The sequence below is a fragment of the uncultured Sphingomonas sp. genome, assembly GCF_913776855.1.
Classification (GTDB): Bacteria; Pseudomonadota; Alphaproteobacteria; order Sphingomonadales; family Sphingomonadaceae; genus Sphingomonas.
This window is the reverse complement of the sequence record NZ_CAJYQD010000031.1, coordinates 14799-33743: the sequence shown is the minus strand read 5'-3', so window position 1 is coordinate 33743 and position 18945 is coordinate 14799. Positions and strand designations below refer to the sequence as shown.

Below are 18945 nucleotides of genomic sequence, written 5' to 3'. Positions count from 1 at the left end.
CACTGGCGTCGCGCCGCCCGGTGGCATAGGAAGCCGGGCTGTATCTTTCTCGGAGAACTGCGCCATGGCCGGCAGCGTCAATAAAGTCATCCTCGTGGGCAATCTGGGTCGCGATCCGGAATCGCGGTCGTTCCAGAATGGCGGCAAGGTCGTGAACCTGCGCATCGCCACGTCGGAATCGTGGAAGGACCGCAACAGCGGCGAGCGCAAGGAAAAGACCGAATGGCATTCGGTCGCGATCTTCAACGAAGGCCTCGCCAACGTCGCCGAGCGTTTCCTGCGCAAGGGGTCGAAAGTCTATATCGAGGGCCAACTGCAGACGCGGAAGTGGCAGGACCAGCAGGGCCAGGACAAGTACAGCACCGAAATCGTGCTGCAGGGCTTCAACAGCGTGCTGACGATGCTCGACGGTCCGGGCGGCGGCCAGGGGGGCGGCGGTGGCAGCCGCGGCGGTGGCGACTTCGGCGGCGGCGATGATTTCGGCGGCGGTTCGGGCGGCGGCTACGGTGGCGGTTCGCGCGGCGGCAGCGGCGGCGGATTCAACTCCGGCGGCAACAAGGGCGGCAATTTCGGCGGCGGTTCGGGTGGCGGCTTCGGCGACGATCTGGACGACGACGTTCCGTTCTGATCGCCGTCCACCATCGCCGACACGAAAACGGCCCGCTTTCCGATGGGAAGGCGGGCCGTTTTCCTTGGCCTGACCGGACCGGGAACCGGTCGATCAGCCTGTGGATAACCTTGTGGGAAACCGCGTCAGAAGCGCGGCCCCGCGACCGGCGCTTTCGGCTTGGCCGCCGGCGCTTCGTCGAACAGTTTGAGCAGCGCGGGTGTGCGGGTGTCGCGCTTGGCATAGTCGCGGGCCGACATGCCGGCCATCACGTCGGCCTGGTCGGGATTGGCCCCGGCGGCGATCAGTGTGCGCACCATGTCGAGGTTGCGCAGCTGCACCGCGCGGATCAGCGGGGTTTCGCCGCTGCTGTTGCCCAGGTTCAGGTTCGCCTTGCGCTGGGCTAGCGCGTTGATCGCCTCGACCGACCCCGATTCCACCGCCAGCAAGGCAGCCGTGTTGCCGCGATTGTCCTGCAGATTGGGGTTCGCGCCCTTTGCCAGCAGGAACCGCAGATAGGTCAGGTTGCCGTTCTTCGCGACGATATGCAGCGCACCTTCGCCGGTCGTGCGGTCCTTGGTATTGATGATCGTCTGGCCGGGTTGGCCGAGGATGTCGTTGACCTTGTTCCCGTCTTCGTCGCGGATCGCCTTCAGGAACAGATAGCCCGGCGACATCTGCTGCGCGTGCGCCGCGGCGGGCAGCATCAGCGCGGCGGCGAGGGCGAGGCGGAGGACGGACATGGGGAGGCTCCAAAGGACGTGACGCGGCTTGCAAGGCGTCGCCTATCAGATCATGGCTGGCAACACCATGAACAGCATCCTGCGTACCCTCACCCCGGCCCTCGCGCTGGCGCTCGCTGCGTGCGGCGGCTCGGCCGAACCCGCCGCGACTCCGCCGCTGGCCGGCGCACGGATCGGCGGGCCGTTCGTGCTGACCGATTCCACGGGCAAGGTCGTGCGCGATACCGATTTCGCCGGCAAATGGCGGATCATGTATTTCGGCTATACCTATTGCCCCGATGTCTGCCCGGTCGATGTGCAGAATATCGCGGCGGGCGTGAAGGCGTTCGAGGGCGAGGAACCGGAGCTGGGTGCGAAGGTCGTGCCGATCTTCATTACCGTCGATCCCGAACGCGATACGCCGGTGGTGGTCGGGAAATTCGTCTCCGCCTTCCACCCGCGCATGGTGGGGCTGACCGGTAGCGCGCAGGCGATCGCCGATGCCGCGCGGGCCTATGGCGTAACCTATGCCAAGCAGCAGTCGCCCGGTGTCACCGAATATCTGATGGACCATAGCCGCACCGCGATCCTGATGGACCCGAAGGGCCAGCCGGTCGCCCTGCTGCCGCAGGACGAAAGCGGTGAGGCGGTGGCCGCCGAACTGAAGAAATGGGTCCGGTGAGCGGGCGCTTCTGGGAGGATCTGCCGCTCGCCGCGCTCGACCGTGCGCAGTGGGAAGCGTTGTGCGACGGCTGCGGCAAATGCTGCCTGCACAAGCTGGAGGACGAGGATACCGGCGAAATCCATGCGACCAACGTCGCGTGCAAGCTGCTCGACCGGCGCATGGGCCAGTGCAGCGACTATCGCCACCGCCATGCCTATGTCCCCGAATGCGTCCGGCTGAACGCGCGCAATGTCGGCGACATCGAATGGCTGCCGTCCACCTGCGCCTATCGATTGCGCAACGAGGGCAAGCCGCTGCCCGACTGGCATTATCTGAACAGCGGCGACCGCGAGAGCGTCCATGAAGCCGGCCAGTCAACGCGTGGCTGGACGGTATCGGAGAATGATGTCGGCGACCTCGAACATCACCTGACCGACAGGACGCTGTGATCGACGGGCTGGAGGTTGTCCGCCACCCCCGCGCGCGCGTCGCGCGGCTGTCGGTCGATCCGGCCACCGGACGGGTGCGGTTGACCGTGCCGAAGCGGATGGCGCTGGCCAAGGCGGTGGCCTGGGCCGGGGAAAAGGCGGACTGGATCGCGGCGCAGCGGGCGAAGCTGCCCATGGGGCGACCGTTTATCGATGGGGCGGTGGTGCCGGTGGCGGATCGTGCGGTGCGGCTTACGTGGCGGGAAGGGGCGTCGCGGACGGTGCAGCTGGTGCCTGTTGCCCCGTTTTCTGCGTCACTCCAGCGTAGGCTGGAGTCTCCTGCGGCGAGGAGTGGCGCTTCGTTACCGGGAGACCCCAGCCTGCGCTGGGGTGACGTGGCTGGTGACGGGGAAGAATTCGAGGACATCGGCGCGATCCTCGCCTGCGGCGGCCCGATCGACCAGTTCCCGACCCGTATCGAACGCTGGCTCAAGCGCGAGGCGCTGCGCCTGCTGACCGAGGATACGGCGCACTATGCCGCGAAGGCCGGCGTCACCGTCACCAAGGTCGCGATCGGCGATCCGAAGGCGCGCTGGGGCAGTTGCAGCGGTGACGGCACGATCCGCTATAGCTGGCGGCTGCTGCTCGCCCCCGGCTTCGTCCGCCGCGCGACCGTGGCGCATGAGGTGGCACACCGCGTCCATATGCATCACGGCCCCGCTTTCCACGCGCTGGTCGCGGCGCTGTTCGAGGGCGACCCGGACGATGCCCGCCGCTGGCTCCGCGCGGAGGGGGCCGCGCTTCACTGGTACGGGCGGGCGTCCTCGTCCGGGTAACGATCGGCCGGCGGCGGCTGGCGACGATCGGGGGCGGGACGACGCTGCGCCGGGACCGGCTGGTCGGGCCGCTGGCCTCGGCCGAGTGCGCGGTCGATCCATTCCTGGTCGAGCTGTTCGTCGGGCGCACGCTGCGGCGGCGGGATGGTTTGGTCGCCATCGTCGGTCGGGGCGTCGGGCGGAGTCGCGCCGGGCTGTTCGACCGGATTGCCGTCGGGATCGACATAGACCCGGTCGTCGGGCGCGCCATAATAGCTCTCCGCGTCCGGTTCTTCCTGCCATTCGGGCAGCGTCACCTTGGTATTGAATTCCTCGACAGGACGGTTGGCGACCGCCTGTCGCATGAACGCGGCAAAGGCGCGGGCGGGGGCGGTGCCGCCCTGCAGGCCGGCGACCGCCTTCGCATCGTCGCGACCCATCCATACGCCGGTGGTGATGCCCGACGAGAATCCCATGAACCAGCCATCCTTGTAGGAGGTGGTCGTCCCGGTCTTGCCCGCGACCGGGCGGCCGATCTGTGCCGCGCGGCCGGTGCCGGTGTTGACCGCGGTCTGGAGCAGGTCGGTCATCTGCTGCGCGACATAGGGCGCGACCAGCACGCGCGAGCTGTCGACCTGATGCTGGTAGATCAGCTGTCCGTTGGCGGTAACACGGGTGATGCCATAGGGGACCACCGCCGTGCCCCCGCTCGCGACCGAGGCATAGGCCTTGGTCAGGTCGAGCAGGCGCACGTCGGACGTACCCAGCACCATCGCCGGCTTCGTGTTGACCGGCGTGGTGATCCCGAAGCGCCGCGCCATGTCGGCGACGGTCGCAAAGCCGACCTCCTGCCCCAGCCGCGCCGACACGGTGTTGAGCGAATAGGCGAAGGCGGTGCGTAGCGACACCTGCCCGCTGAACCGGCGCGAGCTGTTGCGCGGGCTCCAGCCGTCGATGGTGATCGGTGCGTCGTTGACCTGGCTGTCGGGGTTCATGCCGGCTTCGAGTGCCGCCAGATACACGAACAGCTTCCACGCCGATCCGGGCTGGCGGGTCGCCTGCGTCGCGCGGTTGTAGATCGACGAGACGTAATCCTTGCCGCCGACCATCGCCCTGACCGCCCCGTCGCGGTCGAGCGCGACCAGCGCGCCCTGTACCCCGGCGGGCGCATTGGCGCGGATCGCGGTGTCGGCACTTTTCTGCATCGACGGGTCGAGCGTGGTCCACACGTCCAGCGGCGCTTCGGTTTCGTCGATCAGCGTTTCGAGCTGCGGCAAGGCCCAGTCGGTGAAATAGCGCACGCTGTTCTGCTGCGGCTCAGGCGCAAGCTTGATCGCCTGCGGATCGGCGTCCATCGCCTCGCTCGCGGTGATCGCGCCCGTTTCCTGCATCAGCTTCAGCACGACCCCCGCGCGGCCCACCGCCGCCTCGGCATCGGCGGTCGGCGAATAGCGCGACGGGGCCTTGACCAGCCCGGCGATGACCGCCGCCTCGGACAGCGACAGGTTCGTCGCGGGATGATTGAAGAATCGCCGCGATGCCGCGTCGATCCCATAGGCGCCGCCGCCGAAATAGACCTTGTTCAGGTACAGCTCGAGAATCTGGTTCTTGGAGAATTTGCGTTCCAGCGCCAGCGCCAAGATGATCTCACGAAACTTGCGCCCGACCGTGTAGCTATTCGACAGGAAGATGGTGCGCGCGACCTGCTGCGTGATGGTCGACGCGCCCTGCAACCGCCGCCCGGTGCCGCGCGTCGCGATCGCGAACTTCGTGATGCGGGCCAGCGCCACCGGATCGACGCCCAGGTGCGAGCGAAAGCGGCGATCCTCGACCGACACCATCGCGTCGCGCATCGCCGCCGGGATTTGCGCATAGGGGATCCATTCGCCATAGCTCGGCCCCAGCGAGACGAGGATCGACCCGTCCGCCGCGCGCACCCGAATCATCTGTCCGTTGGGCGACGATTTGAGCTGGTTGAAGCTCGGCAGGTTCGATTTGGCGTTATAGACGGCGACGACCAGTGCGATCGTCGCAAGCAGGGCAAGGCCAAGGCCGATGCCCAGCACCCAGCGCAGGATGCGCCACCAGCGGGATCGGGCGGCGGCGGGCCGCTTTTGCGGGCTTTGGGGAGTGCGTGCCATGGGAATGCGCCGGATACCGCGCCGGCCCCCGGCGGCACAAGCCCCGGACGCATGGGCGCATTGGGAATGGCGCGCGCTAGGCCAGGTCGGCTGAACGGCGGCTGACGGAATCGATCCGGGTCCAGCGCGCCGCCGTGCCGACCAGCGACGGCAGCCGTCCGCCGGCCAGCAACAGCGCATGGCCGGCGGGGTGTTCGGCCAGCGTCCGCAACCATCCGGCAAGCGCGATCGGGCGATGGAGGCGTCGGCGTAGCGCCTGCTGGAACCCCGGCGCGCCGTCCGGCCCTTGGCGCTGCCAATGCCGCGCCGCGCGGATCGCGCTGGCGATGGCGATGCCCACGCCTTCGCCGGCCAGCGACGGGATCACCCCGGCCTGATCGCCCAGCCGATAGACGCCGGACACCGTGCCCTTTGCCCGCCAGCCATAGGGGACGTTGGCGATGGCATCGATCGCGGGCGTGCCGCCCATATGTGCGAGTCGTTCGCCCAACGCCGGCAGTTCGTCGCCCAGCACCCGCAACAGCGCGGGCAGGTCGCCCGCCGCTTTCAGGCGTGAGCGACGCAGCGCCATGCACAGGTTCGCGCTGCCATCCTCCTGAAGCACCAGCCCGCCATAGCCCCCGGAAAAGGCGTGCAGCTCGATCGCGTCGCCGACCAGCCGGGCGAGCGCGGGATGCGGTGCCAGCCGGACGCGCACGCCCATCGCCGGATCGTCGCCGACCGCCGCATCGCGCATCGCGCCGCGCACATCATGCTTGCCGGTGGCGAGGAACAGCGTCTCACCCGTCACCTCCGCCCCGTCGCCGGTATGGAGCGTCGTGCCCTCGGCCGAACGGATCGTCACCCCGCGCTCGACCCCTGCACCGGCGCTCCGCGCGGTATCCAGCAGCAGCGCGTCGAGTCGCCGGCGCGACAGGCCGATGGCGGGAGCGGGCAGGGGTGATTCGGCGCGGCCCTTGCCAGCGAACAGCACGACGCGCCGCACGGCATGGCCGCCCAGCATTGCCGGGTCGATCCCGACCGATGCCAGCGATTCGAGCGTCCGCCACGACAGGAACCCGCCGCACAGCGCATCCTGGGACCCACGCGATCGTTCCAGCACCAGCGGCGATGCGCCACCATGGGCGAGCACCAGCGCGGCGACCGACCCCGCCGGGCCGCCGCCCGCGATCAGCGCCGGCGTTCGACGCATAGCCGGAACGGAAAGCGCCGACGCACTTCGGCACCCGCGACCCCCGCCTCGCCAAGGATCGGTGGCCATTCGTCGGGGCGGTAGGACCGAGCGATCGACAGCGTACCGTCGGCGCGGACGATCGGGTGCCAGCGCAGCAGCGTCGCCAGCAGCGGATAGCCGCGATGGGCGAAACGATGGCGGTGCAGGTCGTTGACCAGCCAGCCGCGCGCCGCCTCCGCCTCCATAAAGCGCAGGAACGCGACCAATTGCGCATGGGTCATGTGGTGCGCGACCAGGCTGGAGACGATCACGTCCCATCCCTCGCCGGCCAGATCGGCATAATCGCCGGTGCGATAGGTGATGGGAAGATTGCCCGGCGTATCGGCGCGGGCGATCGCCTCGCTACGTGGGTTCAGGTCGATCCCGACCAGCTCCGCGACGACACCGCGCTTGCCCGCCCAGCGCGCGATCCGGCGCAACATGTCGCCATCGCCATAGCCGACATCGAGCAGCTTCATCCGATCGCCCCGTCGGGCAACGCGGTCGAGGAAGGCGAGCGTCGGCCGCGCCGCCATCGTCACCACATTGACCTGCGCCAGATCGCGCAGCACCGCCGCATAGACGGCGGGATCGAGCGCGGGATCGTCCATCGCCTCTTCGGCATGGGAGCGGGGGAAGCTCATGGCGCGCTCCGAAAGCCGAATCCCTCGGCAGCCAGGCCGGGACCGAACGCCAGCGCGATGCCGTTCGATACCGACGGCCCGTCCAGCATTGCGGCCAGCACGAACATCAACGTCGCCGACGACATGTTGCCGTTCGCCGCCAAGACGCCACGCGACGCGGCCAGCGCGTCCGGCGACAGCGACAGGCTGCGCTCCACCGCATCGAGGATCGAGCGCCCGCCGGCATGAACCGCCCAGCCATCGACCTCCGACAGCGAACGCCCCCCGGTCGCCGCGCTGGCGAAATCGGGATCGGTCAACGCCCGCGCGATCCGGCCCGGCACCTCGCCCGACAAATGCATCGCAAAGCCGGCATCGGTAATGTCCCAACGGATCAGCGCCGCCGAATCGGGCAGGGTTGCGGCAAAGGGTGCCTCGATCGCAAAGCCCGTCGCCTCCGTTGTCACCAGCGCGGCGGCGGCGCCGTCGCCGAATTGCAGCATCGCCAGCAACGGCTCCAGCGTGGTCGCCGGTTGCAGGTGCAACGTCGACAGCTCGACCGTGACGACCAGTACCCGTGCCTCCGGCTGCGACCGCACGATATGGCGGGCGCTGCGCAGCGCGGCGACGGCGGCGTAACAGCCCATGAACCCAACCAGCAGCCGTTCGACCTTCGGCGACAGGCCGATGCGCGCCGCGATGATCTGGTCGATGCCGGGGGCGACGAAGCCGGTGCAGCTGGCAACGACCAGATGGGTGATTCCGTCCAGCGCCACCCGGTCCGCCAGCGCATCGATCGCGGCGATCGCCAGCGTCGGCGCGGCATCGGCGTAGATAGTCATGCGCGCGGCGGTTCCGGGCATCGCATCGGCATAGAAGCCGCCGGGCGAAACCGGCGATCCGCCATCGTACCCGACCGGCAGCACCGACCAGCGATGCTCGATGCCGGCACGCTCCACCATCCGGTCGAACAGCTTCGCCTCCCGTATGGGCAGCCGCTGGCGTGCCCAACCGATAAAGGCGTGGTGAATATCGTGCGAGGGAGTCGCGGTCGCCACGGCGTTGAGCCAGGCGACGGGTGCGGGGGCGGGGGTCATCCGGCGATCAACGCGCAGGGACGCCGGATGCTACCCGATCAATCCTTCCACGCCCACCACAGCTGCGCAGGCGGTACGTTCCACCATTCCATGTCATGGTCGATCCGCGCGAACTGGCGGTCGAGAAAATCGCGGACGCGCGGATTGAACTGATAGACGAGGAACGCGCCGCCCGGCCGCAACACCGCCTGGGTCGCCGCCGCGATCTTGTCGCCGATGCCGGGCGGCAGGGTGGAAAAGGGTAGGCCCGACAGCACGTAATCGGCATGGGAGTGGCCATGATCGGCCACGATCTGTTCGACATCCGCCGCCGATCCATGGACCGCCGAGAATCGCGAATCGAGGATCGTCGCGTTCAGGTAATTGATGAAGTCGGGGTTGGTATCGATCACGATCAGCTGCGCATCGGGGGCAAGGCGCTGCAGGATCGGGCGGCAGAAGGTGCCGACGCCGGGGCCATATTCCACGACGACCTTGGCATTGGCCCAGTCGATCGGGGCCAGCATCTTGCGGATTAGCTTGTTCGACGACGGGATGACCGAACCGACCATCACCGGATGCTTCACGAAACCGCGGAGGAAGATGCCGGCAGGCGATGGCACGCCGCGCGGCTTCCGTCGGGTCGCGGCGTTGGAACTCGTCGTCATGCAAATCCTCGAACGGATGGCGCACAGGGCCATGGTCAGGGCGTCGTCGCAAAAGCGCAACGAACTTGCAAGCGGATCGGTTTCGCGCTGCGACGAATGTCCGTACCGATCGGATCGGGGACCGGCCGGTACCGCCGGTCCCCGCTTGCCCTATCCCTTTGGCCCGCGCCCTTCGACCATGCCGGGCGCGATGAAGCCGATCGGCTGGATCGCGACCGCATCCTGCTTCAGCCGGGCGGACATCGCGCGATACTCTTCCTCCATCTCCGCCGTCACCGAGGCGCGCGAGTCGGCCAGTGCCGATTCGAAATGCGCCATCGTCACTTCGCGCGTGTCGAGCGAGGCACGTAGCGCGAACAGGCCGGCGCGGCGCACCACATCCTCCAGATCGGCCCCGGTGAAGCGGTCGGTCCGCGCGGCGATCGCGTCGAGATCGACATCGGCGGCTAGCGGCATCTTCTGCGTCTGGATGCCCAGGATGCGCGCGCGGCCCGCCCGGTCGGGCACGCCGACATAGATCAGCTCGTCGAACCGGCCAGGCCGCAACAGCGCGGGGTCGACCATGTTAGGCCGGTTGGTCGCACCGATCACGACCACCGATTGCAGCTCCTCCAGCCCGTCCATTTCCGCCAGGATGGTGTTGACCACCCGTTCGGTCACCTGCGGTTCGCCCATGCCGCCGCCGCGCGCGGGCGCCAGCGAATCGAGTTCGTCGATGAAGATGACCGTCGGCGCCACCTGCCGTGCGCGGGCGAACAGGCGGGCGATCTGCTGCTCGCTCTCGCCATACCATTTGGACAGCAGGTCGCTCGACTTGGTGGCGATGAAGTTCGCCTCCGCCTCGCGCGCGACCGCCTTGGCCAGCAGCGTCTTGCCGGTGCCGGGCGGGCCGTAGAGCAGGAACCCCTTGGCCGGGCGGATGCCCAGCCGACGAAAGGACTCAGGGCTTTTCAGCGGCAACTCGACGCCTTCCTTCAGCCGCATCTGGGCATCGTCCAGCCCGCCGACATCGTCCCAGCGGACGGTCGGCGCCTGCACCATCACCTCGCGCATCGCGCTCGGCTGCACGCGCTTGAGCGCTTCGAGAAAATCGTCGCGGGTCACCGACAGGCTGTCGAGTACGTCCTGCGGGATGGTCCCTTCGGACAGGTCGATGCGCGGCATGATCCGCCGCACCGCCTCGATCGCCGCCTCGCGGGTCAGCGCCGCCAGATCGGCCCCGACAAAGCCATAGGTCGTGCGCGACAATTCGGTCAGTTCGACATCGTCGGCCAGCGGCATCCCGCGGGTATGAATGCCGAGGATTTCGCGCCGGCCGCGTTCGTCGGGCACGCCGACCACGATCTCGCGGTCGAACCGGCCGGGACGGCGGAGCGCCTCGTCGATCGCTTCGGGCCGGTTCGTCGCGGCGATGACGACGATGTTGGCACGCGACTCGAGGCCATCCATCAGCGTCAGCAGCTGCGCGACCAGCCGCTTTTCCGCCTCGCCCGATACCTGCCCTCGCTTGGGTGCGATCGAATCGATCTCGTCGATGAACACGATCGATGGCGACGCCTTGGTCGCTTCCTCGAACACCTCACGCAGACGCTTTTCGGATTCGCCATAGGCCGATCCCATGATCTCGGGACCGTTGATCAGGAAGAATTCGGCGTCCGATTCGTTGGCGACGGCGCGGGCGAGACGTGTCTTGCCGGTGCCGGGCGGCCCGTGCAGCAACACGCCCTTGGGCGGATCCACGCCCAGGCGCTGGAACAGTTCGGGATAGCGCAAGGGCAGTTCGACCATCTCGCGCAGCTGGTCGATCGTCTGTCCCATGCCGCCGATATCGTCATAGGTGACGTCGGCACGGCGGGTCTCGCGCGGCTCCTCATATTCGGGGCGCAGCTCGATCTCGGTCGATTCGTCGATATGGACGACGCCCTTCGGCGTGGCCGACACGACGGCCAGACGGATTTCCTGCAACGAGAAGGCGGGTGCGTTCACGTAGCGGCGGACATTGGGCGACAGATTGTCAACCCGCTGGTGGCCGGTCGTCGCGACGATATCGCCCTGGCACAAAGGCCGCCCGAAAAAGGTGCGCTTCAATGCGTTGGCCGAGCCTTGCAGCCGCAGATTCTGTTGGGCGGGGGCGAAGACGACGCGGCTGGCCGGGCGCGACTCGGCCTTACGTACCTCCACCTGGTCGCCCGAGCCGACGCCGGCATTGGCGCGCTGCAACCCGTCGATGCGGACGATGTCGAGGCCCTCGTCCTCCGGGTAGGGCGCAATCGCGCGCGCCGGCGTCGTCTTCTTGCCGATGATTTCGACGACATCACCCTCGTTGATGCCCAGCAGCGCCATGACCGACCGGGGTAGATGGGCGATGCCGCGCCCGCTATCCTCGGGCCGGGCATTCGCCACCTGCAACCGCCGTCCGCCTGTTTCGCTGTCCGCCATCAACTTCCGTCCCGATCTGAACGCACAAGAACGGCGGATATGGGCGGTGGGTTGCCCGCAACAAGGCGAAAAAAAAGGCCGATCGAAAGCGACCGGCCGGAAAGTTTTTAGGAGAGGATGCCTGAAAGGCACGCTCTATGTGCGGCGCAGCGTAGTTTTGTGCAAGTGCGAACAACTCAATTCACGTTGCATAAAATGCAACACCATCGCGGAGTATGGTTGCACGCGAGACGATCGACGTGCAGCGTGTACCGCACCGCAACCAGGTTTTAGGGTATCGGATGCGTCGCCTGCCACCGCTCACCGCGATCGAAGCGTTCGTGCATGTCGCACGACTAGGTTCGGTCAAGCTCGCCGCCGACGAACTGGCGCTGTCGTCCCCGGCGCTCAGCCGCCGGGTCCAGGCGATGGAACGCTTCATCGGCAAGCCGTTGTTCGAACGCCGGCATCAGGCGCTGCGCCTGAACGACGATGGCGAACGGCTGCTCGCGCTGCTGTCGGGCGCACTCGACACGCTGTCGGATGCGGTCGAGCAGATGTCGGGCGCGGTGGAGGTGCTGCGGCTGCGCTTGGGGGTGCTGCCGCTGTTCGCGATCCAGCGACTGATGCCGCGCATGGGCGACCTGCACGACCAGCATCCCGAACTGCACCTCGATTTCGATACCGCTCACCACGGTCTGGGGCGGTTGGGCGAGGGAATCGACGTCGCGATCGTGCTGGACCACATGATCGACCCGGCGCTCTATGCGCGGCGGCTGGATCGCAACCGGGTCTATGCGATTGCCGGACGCGCGCTGATCGATCGCACCCCGATCACCGACCCGGCGCAGCTGGCGCAGCACACCGCGCTGATCCACCGCGACATGCCCGATACCTTTGCCGACTGGATGCACGCGGCCGGGCTGCCCGACCTCGAACCCGCAGCGATCGACCGGTTCGATTCGGGGACGCTGATGCTGGAGGCGGCGGCGCAGGGGCTGGGCGTCGCGTTCATGCTTGAATCGCATTTTGAAACCGCGCGCGACGACCGGCTGGTGCCGCTGTTCGATATGGCGGTCGATTCGACCTACAGCCACTGGTTCGTGTGCCGCCCGCGCATGTTGCAGCAGCGGCCGGTGAAGCTGTTCCACGACTGGCTGGTCAAGGCGCTGGACGCGCCGGCGGAATAGCGAAAAGCGCCTGGCATTCCGGCGAAGGCCGGAATCCATGGCGTCGGGCGCTGTCGATGGAGCGCAGCCGTCCCCCATCCATGGATCCCGGCCTGCGCCGGGATGACGGACGGGGGAGGTTATCCCTTCAGTCGTCACCCCCGCGCAGGCGGGGGTCCATCAACGCCAACGATGGAACCGCAGCGTCAGCGTCTATGGATTCCCGCCTGCGCGGGAATGACGATCGGCAGGTTGCCTTACGCTTCCGAGCGCGCGGTCACGATCTTGCCCGGATTGCGCGGCGGCTCGCCCTTGGGCAGGGCGTCGACGGCATCCATGCCACTCTCGACCACGCCCCACACGGTGTACTGGCGGTCGAGGAAGGTCGCGTCGTCGAGGCAGATGAAGAACTGGCTGTTGGCCGAGTTCGGGTCCATCGTCCGCGCCATCGAACATACGCCGCGCACATGCGGTTCGGCGTTGAACTCCTGCTTCAGATTGGGTTCCTTCGACCCGCCGGTGCCATCACCACGCCCGCCGTCACCGCCCTGCGCCATGAAGCCGTCGATCACGCGGTGGAACGGCACGCCGTCATAGAAGCCCGAGTCGGCCAGCTTCACGATCTGTGCGACGTGATTGGGGGCAAGGTCGGGGCGCAGCTTGATGCGGACTTCGCCGGTATCAAGCGTCATCACGAGCGTGCTGGGGGTATCGGCCATTGAAAGCTCCTTGAAACCTTGTTTGTCGATCCGGCGGTGCCGGATCGCTGCGGTGCCGGCACCGCAACTCGCCCGCCTAGCTAGGGTGCCGGAACGGTGCTGGCAACCGCACGGACATTGGCACGGCGGTGCAGCATGGCTAGAGCGGACGGGAAACGCGCGCGGAGGGTTGCGACCATGACCGAACTCGACCTTCCCGACGATACCAGCGAACTGGACGAGGATGACCGGCTGAAGCCGGAATTCGTCCGTGCCGTGTGCGAAGCGGTCGATCGCGGCGACGACGAGGCGGCGCGCGAGCTGGTCGAGCCGCTCCACCCCGCCGACCTTGCCGACCTGTTCGAACTGGTGCCCGGCGAACAGCGCGCGGCGCTGGCCGCCGCCATCGCCGAACGGCTGAACGGCGACGTGCTGGCGGAGATGAACGACTGGGTCCGTGACGCGGTGATCGAGGCGCTGACCGCGACCCAGGTCGCCGATCTGGCGGCACAGCTCGACACCGACGATGCGGTCGCGATCATCGAGGACCTTGATGACGCGGAACAGCGTGCGGTGCTGCGCGCGCTCGACCCCGACGACCGTGCCGCGATCGAAGAGGCGCTGTCCTATCCCGAGGAGTCGGCCGGCCGCCTGATGCAGCGCGAGCTGGTCGCGGTGCCCGAGCACTGGAGCGTCGGCGACGCGCTCGACTATCTGCGCGCCGATGACGTGCTGACCACCGATTTCTGGGAAATCTTTGTCGTCGATCCGGCCCACAAGCCGATCGGTACCTGCCAGCTGTCGTGGATATTGCGCACGCCGCGCGATGTTGCGATCGCCGACGTGATGGCGCGCGAACAGACGCTGATTCCGGTCGACATGGACCAGGAAGAGGTGGCGCTGCGCTTTCAGAAATATGCGCTGATCTCCGCCGCCGTGGTCGATGGCGGCGGACGGCTGGTCGGCATGATTACCGTCGACGACGTGGTCCACATCATCCAGGCGGAGGCGGGCGAGGACGCGCTGCTGCTGTCGGGGGCGGGTGAAGGCGACATCAACGAACCGATTCGCGATTCGTACAAGGCGCGGGTACGCTGGCTCATCACCAACCTGATGACCGCCCTGTTGCCCGCGACGATCATCGGCGCGTTCGGCGCGACGATCGACAAGATGGTGACGCTGGCCGCGCTGATGCCGATCGTCGCCGGCCTTGGCGGCAATGCCGGTACGCAGACGATGGCGGTGACCGTCCGCGCGCTGGCCACCAACCAGCTGACCCAGTCCAACACGGTGCGCGCGATCCGGCGCGAGATGATCATCGCGCTGATGAACGGCGCGACCGTCGCCGCGCTGATCGGCACCGGCGTCACCTTGTGGTTCGGCAATCCGCAGCTGGGCGCGGTGATCGGCAGCGCGATGCTGCTGAACGTCGTCATCGCCGGGTTCGCGGGTGTGTTCGTGCCGCTGACGCTCGACCGGTTCAACGCCGACCCGGCGGTCGCGTCGTCGATCTTCGTAACCATGACCACCGATTCGATGGGGTTCCTCGTCTTCCTCGGTCTCGCGACCGTCAGCGGACTGACGGGCTGAGGGGGGGCGGGTTGAGGGTTGCGGCGGCACTTCCCATCTGGGGCGCGTGCCGCTGCATCTCACCAAAGTCGCCTTCGCCATCGAATCGGTCGAACAGCTCGCCGAGCGGCTGGCCACGCGCCATGCCGAAGGCGGGTTCCTGACCACCCGCTACCTGCCGAAACGCGCAGCCGAGATCGAGGGCGGGTCGCTGTTCTGGATATTGAAGCACCGCCTCGTCGCGCGTTCGCCGATCCTGGGGTTCGGCGAGGCGGAGGGCGGACGCGTCGCGATTCATCTGGGGCCGAAGCTGGTGCTGGTGGAAGCACGGCCCAAGCGCGCGCATCAGGGCTGGCGCTATCTGGAGGAAGCCGATGCGCCGGCCGATCTGGGTGGGGAGGGCACGGGTGCAGATGCCCTGCCGCCGCGCCTGATCGGCGAACTGATGGCGTTGGGGCTGCTGTAGAGAGAGGGGCTCGCGCGGAGACGCGGAGGAGGTCGCGCTTGTTGCCGGCCCGTTCGCGTAGCGATCCTCGTCTCTCTTCGCTACCACGACGATAACAGTTCCGCTAATGCGGAACGACAGGGAAGCCGCGACCTCCTCCGCGTCTCCGCGCCTCCGCGCGAACCCCTATTCTTCTACCCGACCAACCGCGGATAGGCCGCCTTTGCCGCCGCGACCTTCGGCTTGTCCCAGCGCATGATATAGGGATGCGACGGGTTCCGTCGGGCAAAGTCCTGATGATAGGCCTCGGCCGGATAGAAGGCGCCGCTTTCGATCTTCGTCGCGATCGGTTTCGGGAACGCCTTTGCCCGCGTCAGCTGTACGATATAGCGCCGTGCGGTCAGCGCCTGCGACGGGGTTTGTGGAAAGATCGCGGATCGATAGCTCGGCCCCGAATCGGGAAGCTGCCCGTTCACCTGCGTCGGATCGTGCGCGACCGAGAAATAGATGCGCAGCAACGTGCCATAGCTGACGATGCGCGGATCATAGGTAATGCTAATCGCCTCGGCATGGCCGGTGCGTTCGGTCGAAACCTGGTCATAGGTAGCGGTTTGGCGCACGCCCCCGGCATAGCCGCTGACGACCGATTTCACGCCCTTCACCCGTTCGAACACCGCCTCCATGCCCCAGAAGCAGCCGCCGGCAAGGACCGCGGTGGCCATGCCGGGGGTGGGGGGCACGTCGCTGGCGACGGCGGGGATCGGGACCGCACGTTCGGCGGTCGCAGGCGGGATCGACAGGGCAGCCACGCCGATGGCGGCGATGGCAACGGGCAGCAGGACTTTCATGGGAAGGTTCCTCCGGGGATGCCGGGAACCAACATGGGGTGCGCGGTGGCGCACCGCCAGATCAACCGATGCGCTCGACCACTGCCGGTGCGGGACGGACCGACTTCGCATCGCTGCGATCCGCGACCTGCACCGCGACCAGCGCGACCGCACCGAGTGCGAAGCCGCTGACGAAATGGCGAAGGAAACCGGTGCGCTTGGCTGTCATCTGTCTCATCCTCTTGCCCGCCCGCGTTCCCGGATGGTTCGCGGCGCCGGACGGACCGTGCCAAAGCAGCGGGTCGTCCGTGTTCGAGTGCAAGATATAGGTTGCGGGGCTGAACCGACGCTGGCGCGTCCGTTCATGTTGCGCACAGCCTCAACCATGTTGCGACTGCGAAATCAAGGGGGCGGACGGTGCGCATTCGGCAACGCTGCGTTGCGGGATCGGTGTCGGTTGGCGGTTGCGATGCTTTTGAGCGTACATCCGCTCGTCCGCCTGTTCGATCAGCCGGTCGATCATCGCACAGGGGCCGGTGGCCCAGCCGACGCTCAGATCGGCGCCGTCATCGGCCCCGAACAATGCGGCAGTTTCCAGGGTGAAGCGGTCGGCGATCGCCTGCGCCAGCGCCGCTGCCGCCGGGGCGTCCATTCCGGGCAGGACGCAGACGAATTCGTCCCCGCCCCAGCGGAATACCCGGCCGTTCATCGGAATGGAAACGACCGCCGCCCGCGTCGCGACCTTCAGCGCGGCATCGCCGGCGGCGTGGCCATGGCGATCGTTCAACGCCTTGAACCGGTTCAGGTCGATCATCAGCACCGCGCAATCGCCCCGCCATGTGGGCCTGGCCCGGTCGAAGGCGGTGCGGTTGCTGGCCCCGGTCAGCCCGTCGCGTTCGGCCAGCATCGCCAGCCGCTGTTCGCAGCGTTCGGCATCCATCGTCAGCAGCGAAAAGCCGCGGAACATGATGAACGCGATCGCCGCCGCCGCCATCCAGGCGGCAGGCCCGCCATGCATCCCGGTCGGTTCCGACCCCAGTTGCCCGGTGACCGCCAGCCAGGCACGGCCGAGGAACATCGGAACGGTCATCGCGAACATGACCGCCACGATCCATCCGGTGCGCAGCGCGTCCTGTCGGGCGATGCGCATGGCCAGCACCACCGTCGCCACGTCGAACAGCGACCGGATGACGTTCAAATAGGCGATCCGCTGGCCCATCCCGGCGGGATCGGACCAGAACAGCAACGGCAGCGCGACGATCCAGGCCAGGACGATCCAGGGTCGCACCGGCGCCGCCGGATCGGCGAACCGGCGCATCCCGATATAGATCACGCCATAGCTGGCCGCGGCGATCGCATTGCCGATCGGCAACAGTCCGGGGATGTGCAGCCAGCGCAGCAGCGGGGCAACCGCGCTTACCCCCAGCAGCAGATGTCCGCAGCCCCACCAGTTCGCCCATGAATCGAACCGGCCGCCGGCCGCGGCGGTCAGGTGGACGATCCCCGCAACCACCGAACACAATGCGACCATGACATACAGGGTGGAAATATCGAGGAGCATGGAGTCCCTATCACAACTGGCGTCATGATAGGGACCAGCCCCTAATAGTCCGTTGCGAAAGCCGAATTACTTCAGATCGGCGCACGCGGTACGGATACGGACACAGGCTTCGCGCAGCAGGTCGTCCGACGTCGCATAGCTGATGCGCATCGCGGGCGAGAGACCGAACGCCGCACCCTGCACCGCCGCGACGCGGGCATCCTCCAGCAGATAGCCGACGAAATCCTCGTCGGTGTCGATCCGCTTGCCGCCCGGCGTCGTCTTGCCGATCAGCCCGGAAATGTCGGGATAGACATAGAAGGCGCCTTCGGGCGTGGGGCAGGTGACGCCGTCGATCGCATTGAGTTCGGCGACCACCAGGTCGCGACGCCGCTGGAACGCGGCGTTGCGCTCGGCCAGGAACGACTGGTCGCCGTTCAGCGCGGCGACGGCGGCGGCCTGCGCGATCGAACACGGGTTGCTGGTCGATTGCGACTGCAGCTTGGCCATCGCCTTGATCAGCCACGCCGCGCCGCCGGCATAGCCGATGCGCCAGCCGGTCATCGCATAGGCCTTCGAACAGCCGTTCACCGTCAGCGTACGGTCGTACAGGCTGGGGTTCGCCTCGGCGATCGTCGCGAATTCGAAGCCGGGATAGACGATGTGTTCGTACATATCGTCGGCAAAGATCCACACATGCGGGTGCCGTTCCAGCACCTTGCCCAGTTCGCGCAGTTCCTGCCTGGTATAGCCGGCGCCGGTCGGGTTCGACGGTGAATTGAGGATGACCCACTTGGTCCGCGCGGTGATCGCGGCATCGAGCTGTTCGGGGGTGATCTTGTAATTCTGGTCGGCGCCGGCGGCGATGAACACCGGGGTACCGCCCGCGAACTGCACCACGTCGGGATAGCTGACCCAATAGGGCGCGGGCACGATCACTTCGTCGCCGGCATCGACCGTCGCGACCAGCGCGTTGAACAGGGTGTGCTTGCCGCCGACGTTCACGCAAATCTGGTTCGCGGCATAGGCCAGGCCGTTGTCGCGCTTGAACTTCGCGGCAATCGCGTCCTTCAGGTCGGGGGTGCCGTCGACGTTGGTGTACTTGGTCTTGCCGGCACGGATCGCCTCGATCGCGGCGTCCTTCACGAAATCGGGCGTGTCGAAATCGGGTTCGCCCGCGCCCAGGCCGATGACATCGACGCCCTGCCGCTTCAGTTCGAGAACCTTCGACGTGATGGCGAGGGTCGGCGACGGGTTGATGCGGTCGAGCGCGGCGGAGGGCTTCATGGGACGTCCGATGCTGAGAAGGAACAGATGGCGGG

19 protein-coding genes are annotated in these 18945 nt (G+C 67.4%); 7 read left to right on the top strand and 12 right to left on the bottom strand.

Annotated elements, in window-relative coordinates:
• Nucleotides 1-64 precede the first annotated feature (64 nt).
• Nucleotides 65-628, top strand: a complete 564-nt coding sequence (gene ssb / locus QZ755_RS08230) for a single-stranded DNA-binding protein (protein WP_294321782.1) — start codon at nt 65-67, stop codon at nt 626-628.
• Between the two features lie 125 nt (nt 629-753).
• Here ssb and QZ755_RS08225 read toward each other — a convergent pair whose 3' ends face one another.
• On the bottom strand, nt 754-1350 hold the full coding sequence (locus tag QZ755_RS08225; protein WP_294321780.1) for an ankyrin repeat domain-containing protein: 597 nt from the start codon (nt 1348-1350) through the stop codon (nt 754-756).
• 52 nt (nt 1351-1402) lie between these two features.
• On the opposite strand from QZ755_RS08225, the gene QZ755_RS08220 reads away from it, so the two are divergent.
• The 3 genes from QZ755_RS08220 to QZ755_RS08210 are packed head-to-tail and all read left to right on the top strand — an operon-like array spanning nt 1403 to nt 3257.
• Complete coding sequence (locus tag QZ755_RS08220; protein ID WP_294321778.1) at nt 1403-2011, top strand: SCO family protein; 609 nt, start codon at nt 1403-1405, stop codon at nt 2009-2011.
• Entirely contained in the window at nt 1999-2442 is a 444-nt protein-coding gene (locus QZ755_RS08215) for a YcgN family cysteine cluster protein (protein ID WP_294321776.1), read from the top strand. The genes QZ755_RS08220 and QZ755_RS08215 overlap by 13 nt, the downstream gene beginning before the upstream one ends.
• Complete coding sequence (locus QZ755_RS08210) at nt 2439-3257, top strand: SprT family zinc-dependent metalloprotease (protein ID WP_294321774.1); 819 nt, start codon at nt 2439-2441, stop codon at nt 3255-3257. The genes QZ755_RS08215 and QZ755_RS08210 overlap by 4 nt, the downstream gene beginning before the upstream one ends.
• Here the strand turns inward: QZ755_RS08210 and QZ755_RS08205 are convergent.
• The 6 genes from QZ755_RS08205 to QZ755_RS08180 form a co-directional block, all read right to left on the bottom strand.
• The gene (locus tag QZ755_RS08205) at nt 3224-5377 is read right to left on the bottom strand and encodes a PBP1A family penicillin-binding protein (RefSeq protein ID WP_294321772.1); all 2154 of its coding nucleotides are present in this window, start codon (nt 5375-5377) and stop codon (nt 3224-3226) included. The genes QZ755_RS08210 and QZ755_RS08205 overlap by 34 nt on opposite strands.
• 76 nt (nt 5378-5453) lie before the next feature.
• Nucleotides 5454-6569 carry an FAD-dependent monooxygenase gene (locus QZ755_RS08200; RefSeq protein WP_294321771.1) on the bottom strand — a complete coding sequence of 372 codons (1116 nt, stop codon included), beginning with the start codon at nt 6567-6569 and terminating at the stop codon, nt 5454-5456.
• Nucleotides 6548-7234, bottom strand: coding sequence for a methyltransferase domain-containing protein (locus QZ755_RS08195; RefSeq protein WP_294321770.1), 687 nt, complete (start codon nt 7232-7234; stop codon nt 6548-6550). Before QZ755_RS08195 ends, QZ755_RS08200 begins: the two co-directional genes overlap by 22 nt.
• Nucleotides 7231-8310 carry a type III polyketide synthase gene (locus QZ755_RS08190; protein ID WP_294321765.1) on the bottom strand — a complete coding sequence of 360 codons (1080 nt, stop codon included), beginning with the start codon at nt 8308-8310 and terminating at the stop codon, nt 7231-7233. Before QZ755_RS08190 ends, QZ755_RS08195 begins: the two co-directional genes overlap by 4 nt.
• Before the next feature lie 38 nt (nt 8311-8348).
• Complete coding sequence (locus tag QZ755_RS08185; protein WP_294321763.1) at nt 8349-8957, bottom strand: methyltransferase domain-containing protein; 609 nt, start codon at nt 8955-8957, stop codon at nt 8349-8351.
• Nucleotides 8958-9107: 150 nt separating this feature from the next.
• Nucleotides 9108-11396: a CDC48 family AAA ATPase gene (locus tag QZ755_RS08180; protein ID WP_294321762.1), complete on the bottom strand. Its 2289-nt coding sequence runs from the start codon at nt 11394-11396 to the stop codon at nt 9108-9110.
• A gap of 281 nt (nt 11397-11677) precedes the next feature.
• Here QZ755_RS08180 and QZ755_RS08175 point away from each other — a divergent pair, with 281 nt between their 5' ends.
• On the top strand, nt 11678-12565 hold the full coding sequence (locus tag QZ755_RS08175; protein ID WP_294321760.1) for a LysR substrate-binding domain-containing protein: 888 nt from the start codon (nt 11678-11680) through the stop codon (nt 12563-12565).
• Between the two features lie 236 nt (nt 12566-12801).
• Here QZ755_RS08175 and QZ755_RS08170 read toward each other — a convergent pair whose 3' ends face one another.
• Nucleotides 12802-13263 (bottom strand): peptidylprolyl isomerase, encoded by a 462-nt coding sequence (locus tag QZ755_RS08170; protein WP_066692505.1) that lies wholly within the window; start codon nt 13261-13263, stop codon nt 12802-12804.
• A 177-nt stretch (nt 13264-13440) separates the two neighbouring features.
• Here QZ755_RS08170 and mgtE point away from each other — a divergent pair, with 177 nt between their 5' ends.
• A complete protein-coding gene (gene mgtE, locus QZ755_RS08165) occupies nt 13441-14832 on the top strand; it encodes a magnesium transporter (RefSeq protein WP_294321759.1) in 1392 nt (463 codons plus the stop codon).
• 46 nt (nt 14833-14878) lie between these two features.
• Entirely contained in the window at nt 14879-15277 is a 399-nt protein-coding gene (locus tag QZ755_RS08160) for a DUF1489 domain-containing protein (protein WP_294321757.1), read from the top strand.
• A gap of 173 nt (nt 15278-15450) precedes the next feature.
• On the opposite strand, the gene msrA is transcribed toward QZ755_RS08160, so the two are convergent.
• The 4 genes from msrA to QZ755_RS08140 form a co-directional block, all read right to left on the bottom strand.
• The gene (gene msrA / locus QZ755_RS08155; RefSeq protein ID WP_294321754.1) at nt 15451-16104 is read right to left on the bottom strand and encodes a peptide-methionine (S)-S-oxide reductase MsrA; all 654 of its coding nucleotides are present in this window, start codon (nt 16102-16104) and stop codon (nt 15451-15453) included.
• A 61-nt stretch (nt 16105-16165) separates the two neighbouring features.
• Complete coding sequence (locus QZ755_RS08150) at nt 16166-16312, bottom strand: hypothetical protein (RefSeq protein WP_294321753.1); 147 nt, start codon at nt 16310-16312, stop codon at nt 16166-16168.
• A 150-nt stretch (nt 16313-16462) separates the two neighbouring features.
• Complete coding sequence (locus QZ755_RS08145) at nt 16463-17644, bottom strand: GGDEF domain-containing protein (RefSeq protein WP_294321751.1); 1182 nt, start codon at nt 17642-17644, stop codon at nt 16463-16465.
• A gap of 66 nt (nt 17645-17710) precedes the next feature.
• The gene (locus QZ755_RS08140; RefSeq protein ID WP_294321749.1) at nt 17711-18910 is read right to left on the bottom strand and encodes a pyridoxal phosphate-dependent aminotransferase; all 1200 of its coding nucleotides are present in this window, start codon (nt 18908-18910) and stop codon (nt 17711-17713) included.
• Nucleotides 18911-18945 lie beyond the last annotated feature (35 nt).